This window comes from Streptomyces tricolor, assembly GCF_002155905.1.
GTDB classification, from domain to species: domain Bacteria; phylum Actinomycetota; class Actinomycetes; order Streptomycetales; family Streptomycetaceae; genus Streptomyces; species Streptomyces tricolor.
Genome location: NZ_MUMF01000585.1, coordinates 1 through 8138 on the forward strand (window position 1 = coordinate 1; position 8138 = coordinate 8138).

Genomic DNA, 8138 nt, shown 5'->3' on the forward strand with positions numbered 1-8138 from the left:
GGGCGGGCCGCCGACAGGCTGATGCGCAGGGGGGAATCGATGACAGCGCTGAGGGCCGAGATTCCGGGGGCGGTCAGACGTGCGCGGTCGCGTGGCGGCCCGCCTCGGAAGAACGGGGGTGCGGACCCGGGCTCGCGGGTCACCAGACCTTGGGATTCCAGGTGGCGCAGCATCTCGCCGTCTACACCCACGTCGTGGCAATAGGCGCGCTGATGCCCGTCGTACTCGGTGACGGTGATGTTGCCGCGGGCCACGTCGAGCAGCACGCCGCGATGGGCTTCTTCAATGCCGGGGACGGTGGCGTCGGTGCGGGCTCTGCGGGGCAGCCTGCCGGCGATGTGGATGGCGGACTCGATGACGGCGAAGGGCGCGAGGGCGGTGAGTTCGCGGGCCAGCCGCACGTACTGGCCGAACCCGCGCCGGGGGTCGGGGCGCTCGTGCTGCGCACCGTCGGGGGGCCAGACGTGCTGTGCGGCGGTGAGGTAGCGAGTGGCTCCGCCGGTCAGGTAGGCGATCTGCTTCAGGCGTACGACGGCGCTGGTCACCGGTTCGATGGCGGGCAGGGGCTGCTGCCGGACCGCTTTGATGCAGGCGAGGGCCTCGCGCTCCAGACGGCGGGCGGAGGCCGCGTAGGCATCCGGCTCGCACTGAGGGGTGCGGCCGAAGACCAGGATGTCGAGCCTGTCGTTGTGCCGGGTGTAGAGGTCGGCAAGCGCCAGCAGCCGCGCCACGGGGGTCAGCGGCTCGGGCACGTCCACGTCGAACAGGGGGGTGTGATCGGGGTCGGGCGATGTCGTCATCAGGGGGAGGACTTCAGGGGCGAGCGGGCTGGCGGTCAGGGCTGGCGCGGGGCTGCTGGGCGGGAGGTGGCGTTGGCGCGGTGTCTCCGCCGGCCGGGCGCGGCTCGGTCAGGTAGCGGCGGGCGTCGGACAACGCGCGGAAGGCATCGGCACGGTGCGCGCCGAGGTGACTGTGGACGTCGATCGCGTCCAGTCGCTTTTGCAGCGTCGTGTGTGCGCTGCTCTTGCACAGGGTGACGACGAGGGCCAGGGCTTGGGCGTAGTGGGCGGTCGCACGGCCGAGGTGCCCGGCTGCCTGGCTGAGCGGCTCGGCCCGAGCCTGGTCTGCGGCGTCGGCGTGGTCGTAGAACAGGCAGTACTGGGTTTCGCCGGTCACGCGGGAGGTGATGTGGCACAGCAGGTCGATGTGCCGCATCACGTTGAACAGACCAACCGCGTCACCGGTGATCCGGTGGTCGTGCAGGTCGGCGAGGACGGCGTCGAGTGCCTCCTCCAGCGTCATGTCGTCGAGGTCGTGCGGTTCGTAGACGCGCAGGGGGGCTCCTGGTGGGGAAAGGTGGTCGGGCGGCCGGAGGCTGCATGCGCGGCGGCGCGGTCAGTGGCGCGGGGTGTTTGGGGCGCTGGGGGCTGAGGTGTAATGCCGCGGCGGAGCGGGTGGCCACAGTTGGGTTGCCGAGGGCGGGAAGCTGGCCCGGGAGAGGTGGTTGAGGACGGCCAGTCCCTTGCCGGTCAGTGCCAGGCGTTGTCCGAGGAGGGAGGCGGGGTGGGCGGTGTGGTCGCGGTAGGCCAGGCCCTTGCGTTCCAGGGCGTGCCACGTTGTGAACGCGATGTGCGACGAGGTCTGGGTGTCCACATACTGCGGGCCGTTGTCCCGTTGCCGGACTCGGCTGGGTGTCCGTGCCAGAACCCGGAGGGCGGCGCGCTGTTGCCAGGTCAGTCGGCGCGCGATGGCCGACAGTTCGGGTGTGGAGAACGGCGGTTCGGCAGGACCGGGGGGCAGGGGACGCTGAGCTCCGGGTAATGAGACGGCGGGTTGGGTGGGGTGGTGCTGGTCATCGCGTGCGTCCCGCTGTCTGCTTCGTCGCTGGGGGCGTCACGGCCGTTGCTCGGGCGGGGGCCGTGGTGGGCTTGTGCTGGGCGAGGGCCCGGTGGCCTGCGGCGGTGACGTTCAGGCGCTGGCCCTGGTGCAGGGACGTGGTGGTGTCCACCGCGACGAGTCCTCGCTTGATCAGGGCGTTGAGGGTGGCGACGTTCACGGTGGCCCGGTCCTTGTCGATGGCCCGGAGCACGCCGTACCGGCTGATCACGTGACGGCTGCCGCCCCCTGCGGACAGCCGGGCGAGGACGGCACACTGACTGTCCGTGATCCTCGGCGCCGGTGTCGCCTGGTTCTGTTCGGCGTGCTGCTTCAGGTCTCGGGTGATGCCGCTGGCGAGGTAGTAGCAGCCGGTGTGGGCCAGGACGAGCTGATGGGCGGCGTCGGCGAGGTGCTCCGCCATGACGGGGGTCGCCTCCGCATGCCGTGCCTTGCGCACGGCTGCTTCATCGGCCGGCGGGCCGGGGAACGCCGCGCCCTCCAGGGGATTGGCCTCCAGCGCGCAAGCCAGGTCGGACGCGGCGAGACTGGCGGCCAGGACGACGGAGGCGAGCGCCTCCAGAGACGGGCGGCTGCCGGGTACGGCGGTGTACTGGCTGCCATCGAGGGCGGCGAGGCGTTCCATGGCCCGTTGGACCAGCTGGTTCGTGGCCACGATCTTCGACGTGAGCTGCTGGCGGGCGTCGGTGCCGGGTGTCAGGGTGAGCGAGCGGATCTCGCTGTGCAAGTCCTCGAAGTCGCTGCCGAGTTGCCGCAGGCGGGAGATCTCGATTTGAAGGTCGATCTGGCGGATGCTGCTGCTCCGGGTGAGAGGGACGGTGGTCAGCGGCTGCGCCGCTTGACCGGTGTGGTGGACGGCGGAGAGGGGGCGGCGCCGGGGCGGGGCGGTGCCGGTGGGATGTCCTGCAGGGTGGCGATGCCGAGGTCGATGCGCACGCTGATGCCGTCGGCGTGGAGGTGGGCCTCGGTCTGCACCACGCTGCTGACGACGGCCCGTTCACTGAGGCCGGCCGCAAGCACGTACAGCGAGCCGTCAGCTGAGGGTGTGAAGCGGTGCCGGGCCAGGATGGCGCGTGCTCGGTCCGTGGCCGCGGTCGCGGTGACCGCGTGGTCGGTGAAACGGAAACTCACGTCGGGCTGGGCGGCCGGGATCGCGCCGCGCTGGCGCGTGGTCCAGGCGAGGTCGACGAAGTCCATGGTGTGCGCGAGCAGCCCGTAGGCCGCGACACCGGCGCGCTCGTGCGCGTCCTCGGCAGTCTCGGGCGGCAGGAGATGGAGGGTGCGGCCCTGGTGCTCGCGAGCGGTGAACCCCGCCCCGGTCAGGATGCGGGAGGCATTGCGGATAGGGCGGTTGAGGACGACGAAGGTCCATCCATCGCCGGTCGAGCCTATGAAGACATCGGAATGGTCGATGAGAGCCATGGTGCTCCGGATGGTTGGGCGGTGAGCGCGAGCCGGCGAGTGGGGCGCAGCCGGGTTACGCGGCCGTGCCGAAGCCGCCTTGCCGGTGCGCATGTTTGGCGACCGCGCGGATGGTGATGTCCGTGGGGGCCCGGGTTTGAGGCCACAACGCACTGGGTGGATCGAGCCGTTGAGCGGGTCGCGGTCAGCGCGTCTTTGGCGCAGGGGAGCTCGTCGGGGAGTTGGGCGGGACTGGACTGGACGCAGTGCTGGCGGGTGACGGTGCAGGCGAGTGCGCGGTCGTGATGCCGGGGCCGACGAGCGCGCGGTCGATGAGCTGCTCGTCCTCTCGCCGGGCGGCGGCCGAGGCGAGGCGCCCTGACAGGTGCTGTGTCAGCGAGCGGTATGTAGTACGGGCACGGTCCATTTCGTCGGCGGCGCGTCGCAGGTTGTCGCGGCTGGCCGCGGGGTTGGGGTCGGCGTCCTCGTACAGCAGGATCTCGGTGCGGCTGTTGATGGCGAGCGTGCACAGGGTGGCGGCCAGAGAGACCTGCGCGCAGGCACCAGCCAGTTGGGCCAGGTTCTGGCGGCCGTCCTTGATGGCGGCGTACTGGCTGATGGACAGGTCGTGCAGCTGCTGCGTGCACTGCATCGCCAGCTGCTGCGTGCGCCGAGCGAAGGGGGCGATCTCCCGGACGGGCTTGAGGATCTCTCCCTCGCGGACCTTTCGTACGTCGTCGCGCAGGGTTTCCAGCGCGGGTGCCACCTGGCCGAGGAGGCGGGTCTGCTCGGCCAAGTCGATGATCTGCAAGAAGAACTCCGCGATGGAGAAGGGACGGACGTGGTGTCGGGGGACTGGGGTGCGGGCGGCGTGTGTCACGCCGCTGGTCCGAAGTCGGTCTGGGTGGGTGCGTGCTTCGCGACGGCGCGGGCGGTGATGGCCTTCGATGCGCGGGCGGACGCCGCCGACAGGTCCGCTGCGCCGGGCTCCAGGTACCACGGGCGCAGGTCGAGCATGGCGGCCCGCATGCCGGTGGCGAAGCACAGGGCGGTGCCCTTGGGCAGGGCGCGGATCGCGTCGGGGGGCAGGATCCGTTCCTGCCGCATTGACACGGAGGTCGACTTGCCGGACTCCGAGTGTGAGGTTGAGGTGGTCTCGACATCGTGGTCGCCGATCAAGCGGCTGAGCTTGTCGGCGAAGTCAGGGTCGTCGATTCCGCTGCCGATGACCTTCACAGTCGAGGCGGACCACATGGCGTCCATGCCGGCGTCACCCCAGACTTTCTGGCCCTGGCGGTAGGACTGCAGGATCGTGATGGGGATGATCCCGCGCGAGCCGAGGTGGGAGTACAGGTCCGGCAGGTCGCTGATCTTGCACACGTTGGCGGCCTCGTCGAGGATCGCCAGCATGGGCGGGTCGAGGCGTCCGCCGGCGCGCTCGGCTTGGGCGGTCGCGGCTCGCATCACCGCGTCCGCGCACGCCGCGATCAGCGCGGAGGCGCCGCCGCCTCCGTCTTTGCTGAGCAGGAAGAGCGTGTCGGTGGAGGTGACGAACTGCGCCGGCTGGAATTCGGGGACGTCCTTCTGCGGCGTCACCCAGGCCGCGATCTCAGAGTTGAGCAGCGCGGCGGCGTACTGGCGGGCGGTCTCGTAGATGCCGTCGCGGGTCTCGGGAGGTCCCTCGACGGTGCCCTTGAGCTGGGCGGCGACGGCGGTGAAACCGTGATCACGGAGGATGTCGAGCGGGGTCCGGTCGGCCGGGAAGGCGAGCCACTGCATGATGTCGGTGATCGGTCGCTCGTCGAGAGCCGCGGCCAGGAGCAGCTGGGACAGGATGTTGCTGCCAGCCTTGGACCAGAAGTCGCCCTGCTGGGAGGCATCGACGCTCGCGGCGAGGAAGTGGCCGGCCAGCCGGTTCGCCCCGTCCAGGGTGGTCGCGCTGGCCAGGGGGTTCCACCACATCTCGCGGGCAGCGTGGGCGATCTGTTGCGGGTCCATGGTCCACACCCGTCCCGCCTTTGCCCGCGCTTCGTAGGCCGTGGTGAAGGCATCGCCGGCGGCCTTGTTGCTGGTGAGCAGCACCGGTCCGGGGGCGTGCAGGATGGAGGGGATGGCGAGTGAGGTCGTCTTGCCGGACCGGGGTGCCATGATCGCGACGGCGACGTCCTCGAACCCCATGCGCACCTCGTGCTTGGTGCCCTGCAGGTTGCCCAGGAGGATGCCGGTGTCCTTCGCGTCGATGTTCTTGGCGTCCTTCAGACTCGGCCGCAGGGAGCGGGCCTTGTCGGTGATCGCCCTGGCCATCAGGGGCTCGATGTCCCGGGCCTTGGCCATGTCTGTGATCTTCTGTTTCCGGCCTCCGCTGCGGCTCGTGTGCCGGGCCCATACGACGCCTACCGCTACCCCGAGGGTCAGGAGCAGAAGGACGGGAACGATGCGGGCGCCGATCAGCAGGGACGTTTCTCCTGTGCGGGGCCAGACCTGCTCGGGGTGGAGCAGGGCGGCGGTCGGCTGGTAGGGCACCCAGTCGGCTCCGGTGAGGTAGGCGGTGATGTTGCCCGACAGCCAGGCGAAGTGGGCGAGGGGGACGACGATCGCGAGTACGCCGAGGAGGAGGCGCAGAACGAGGTCGTATCCGTCGGTGGAACTGTTCGAGGAGGAGGAAGGGGGCAAGGGCTACGTGCTTCCTGGCGGGACGGAGGGGATCAGCGGCTGCGGCCGTTCTTGACCGGCGGAGGCGCCGAGGGCATCGGTTTGGTCGACGGGACGGTGATCCAGGCGGGATCACCGCCGCCGACGGGGTGGTGCGGGGCGATGACGTCGACCTCGACGGTCTCGGGAGCCGGCGGCATGTTCACTTCCGTGCCGCAATCCGCCGGGCGGGTGCGGGGACCGGTATGGGGGCCAGAGGCGAACGGGCCTTGCGAGCGGCGGAGTTGATCTCCCGGAGTGCCTTGCCGTGGGTGGCCCAGTCATCGAGGTAGCTCCACGATTCGGCGTGATGCTCGGCGAGGGCGTCGTCGAAGTCGGCGGTGCCGGGCTTGGCGGTGGTGGGGAGGGCGTCTCGGGTCTCCAGCCACTGCTCGTGCAGTTCGTCGAGCCGGTCGAGGGCGTCGCGCAGGACGCCCAACTGGTAGACCCAGCGGCTCTGCACCGTGTTCTCCGTCAGCTGGGCCAGCTGTGTCTCGGCGGTGGCCAGCAGGTGACGGGCGCCGTAGCGGAGCGGCTCGAACGCCTCGGCGGTGTCGGCGTCGCGCTGGCTCGCGCGCATGCCGTAGGCGTGGTCGTCGTGGGGCCAGCCGTCGAGGTCGGTGTGCTCGTCGGAGTAGGAGTCCCAGGCGTCGAGGATCTTCTTGCTGTCCCTCACGTAGCGGTCGAGGTGGCGGAGGAAGTCGCGGTGTGCGTGGTGGTCGGTGGAGATGAGGTGGAGTCCTGTCGGTTCAGCGGCGAGCGGCCGGCTGGGCTGGGCCGACGTTCGCCGGGGTCGTCGCGGGTTTCGTCTGCCGCAGGCGGGCGGAGCGTGCCTGCGCGCGGAGGGACTTGAGGCGCGTGGCGTGGGCGTCGACCACCTGCTGTGGGCGCAGTGGGCTGGGCTCCTGCACGGCGCTGTAGTGGCCGGTGCGGTCGTACATGCCGCGCTGGAGCGGGCTACGGTCGGCCAGTGCGGTGAGGAACGATCCGACCAGGTGGGCGGGGGTGCGCTCGTCGAAGTAGGCGTGCCAGATGCGCGGGCCGTGGAACTCTCCGTGGCCGGGCTCACGGGTCTCGACGTGCCAGGACGGCCGGTCGTGGAGCTCGCTCAACGGGCGCAGTTCGATGTGACACATGGAGTCCGGCGAGCGCGCTGTGCCGTCTGAGTCGCGGTGCCACCCCGCCGAGGTCACCGGTTGCCACGGGTCCGGCTGCTGTTGCGGCGGGACGATGAGGGCGTCCGTGAAGCCGGCGAGGACCTCGGCGGGCACGAGTTCGCCGAACTCGGCGTACCAGCCAGGCTCGGTGTCGGTGGGCTCCGCCCGCAGCCGCCACCACGCGGAGGTGGTGGACTGCGGGTCGAACTGGAGGCGGTGGCGCAGGTCGGGGCTGCGCAGGACGATCTCGGCACTCAGGGGGTCGGAGACGGCGCTCCATCCGGCGGCAGCCAGGCCGTAGGTGACGTGACGGGCGTCTCCGGGGCCGGCGAGATGGCGGGGGCTGGTGTCGAAGGGGATCTGCCAGGCGTGCTTGTCGGCGAACGCGGCGAGCTGCCGTTCGCTCAGGGGCACCGGGCACTCCCCCGCTCGCTTGTGCCGGCGCTGCCGTACAGGTCGCGGAGGTCGTCCAGGACGTAGTGGAGGGCGTGCTGGTCGGCCTGCTCCCACGCGGCCGTGCGCAACTCGGTGATCAGAAGGTCTACCTGCGCGGTGCGCGGGACGTCCGGGTGCTCCTGCAGGGCACGCGCGAGGGCGCGCAGGGTGTCGGCGAGCTGAACGGGCAGGCCCGTGTACTCATCGAAAAGGGGCTCGACGAGGGCGAGGGCCTCGACGGGGTCAGGGTTCTCGCGCAGGTAGTCGGTCAGATCCGACAGGGTCTCGGTCGCGGCGTGGATGGTGTCCGGAGTGATTGCGGGCATCGGGCTCCTTGGGACGGGGGCGTCGGATCAGCGGCGGGTCCGGGCGCCGCCGGCGTGGGTATAGGGACGGGCGGTGGTGCGTGGCCGTGTGCTTCGGGCGCTGTTGCGGGCCCAGGTGGCGGCGCGGGCGGCCGTGATCCGGGCCTGTTGCCACGCGCTGAGCTGGGAGGGCGTGACGGAGACCGACCAGGTGCGGATCTGTGCGCTGTGCGGGACGCGCCCGCGCGGGCGC

The 8138-nt window shown here is 70.9% G+C and carries 10 protein-coding genes and 1 pseudogene; all 11 read right to left on the reverse strand.

The features are described from left to right. Nucleotides 1-800, reverse strand: an 800-nt coding sequence (locus CCN44_RS34395; protein ID WP_086702315.1) for a hypothetical protein, incomplete at its 3' end; no start/stop codon positions are given. Nucleotides 801-813: 13 nt separating this feature from the next. Then, nucleotides 814-1302, reverse strand: coding sequence for a hypothetical protein (locus CCN44_RS34400; protein ID WP_086702318.1), 489 nt, complete (start codon nucleotides 1300-1302; stop codon nucleotides 814-816). 550 nt (nucleotides 1303-1852) lie between these two features. Beyond that, nucleotides 1853-2623 carry a hypothetical protein gene (locus CCN44_RS34405; RefSeq protein WP_237480844.1) on the reverse strand — a complete coding sequence of 257 codons (771 nt, stop codon included), beginning with the start codon at nucleotides 2621-2623 and terminating at the stop codon, nucleotides 1853-1855. 95 nt (nucleotides 2624-2718) lie between these two features. Continuing rightward, nucleotides 2719-3318 carry a hypothetical protein gene (locus CCN44_RS34410; protein ID WP_086702321.1) on the reverse strand — a complete coding sequence of 200 codons (600 nt, stop codon included), beginning with the start codon at nucleotides 3316-3318 and terminating at the stop codon, nucleotides 2719-2721. Nucleotides 3319-3502: 184 nt separating this feature from the next. Next, on the reverse strand, nucleotides 3503-4108 hold the full coding sequence (locus CCN44_RS34415) for a hypothetical protein (RefSeq protein WP_143650169.1): 606 nt from the start codon (nucleotides 4106-4108) through the stop codon (nucleotides 3503-3505). Nucleotides 4109-4173: 65 nt separating this feature from the next. Beyond that, entirely contained in the window at nucleotides 4174-5970 is a 1797-nt protein-coding gene (locus tag CCN44_RS34420) for a type IV secretory system conjugative DNA transfer family protein (protein WP_086702327.1), read from the reverse strand. A 32-nt stretch (nucleotides 5971-6002) separates the two neighbouring features. Next, complete coding sequence (locus CCN44_RS44705; protein ID WP_158103193.1) at nucleotides 6003-6149, reverse strand: hypothetical protein; 147 nt, start codon at nucleotides 6147-6149, stop codon at nucleotides 6003-6005. Nucleotides 6150-6151: 2 nt separating this feature from the next. Next, nucleotides 6152-6664, reverse strand: a complete 513-nt coding sequence (locus tag CCN44_RS34425) for a hypothetical protein (protein ID WP_193457946.1) — start codon at nucleotides 6662-6664, stop codon at nucleotides 6152-6154. Between the two features lie 73 nt (nucleotides 6665-6737). Next, complete coding sequence (locus CCN44_RS34430) at nucleotides 6738-7559, reverse strand: SPDY domain-containing protein (RefSeq protein WP_086702331.1); 822 nt, start codon at nucleotides 7557-7559, stop codon at nucleotides 6738-6740. After that, the gene (locus tag CCN44_RS34435; protein WP_086702333.1) at nucleotides 7550-7906 is read right to left on the reverse strand and encodes a hypothetical protein; all 357 of its coding nucleotides are present in this window, start codon (nucleotides 7904-7906) and stop codon (nucleotides 7550-7552) included. The genes CCN44_RS34430 and CCN44_RS34435 overlap by 10 nt, the downstream gene beginning before the upstream one ends. 27 nt (nucleotides 7907-7933) lie before the next feature. After that, nucleotides 7934-8138 (reverse strand): annotated as a pseudogene (locus tag CCN44_RS34440) (SPDY domain-containing protein); the annotation flags it as partial.

Bases quoted from the DNA above. Each gene is read 5' to 3' on its own strand.
- CCN44_RS34400 (WP_086702318.1), bottom strand. From the start codon at position 1,302: ATGACGCTGGAGGAGGCACTCGACGCCGTCCTCGCCGACCTGCACGAC.
- CCN44_RS34410 (WP_086702321.1), bottom strand. From the start codon at position 3,318: ATGGCTCTCATCGACCATTCCGATGTCTTCATAGGCTCGACCGGCGAT.
- CCN44_RS44705 (WP_158103193.1), bottom strand. From the start codon at position 6,149: ATGCCGCCGGCTCCCGAGACCGTCGAGGTCGACGTCATCGCCCCGCAC.
- CCN44_RS34435 (WP_086702333.1), bottom strand. From the start codon at position 7,906: ATGCCCGCAATCACTCCGGACACCATCCACGCCGCGACCGAGACCCTG.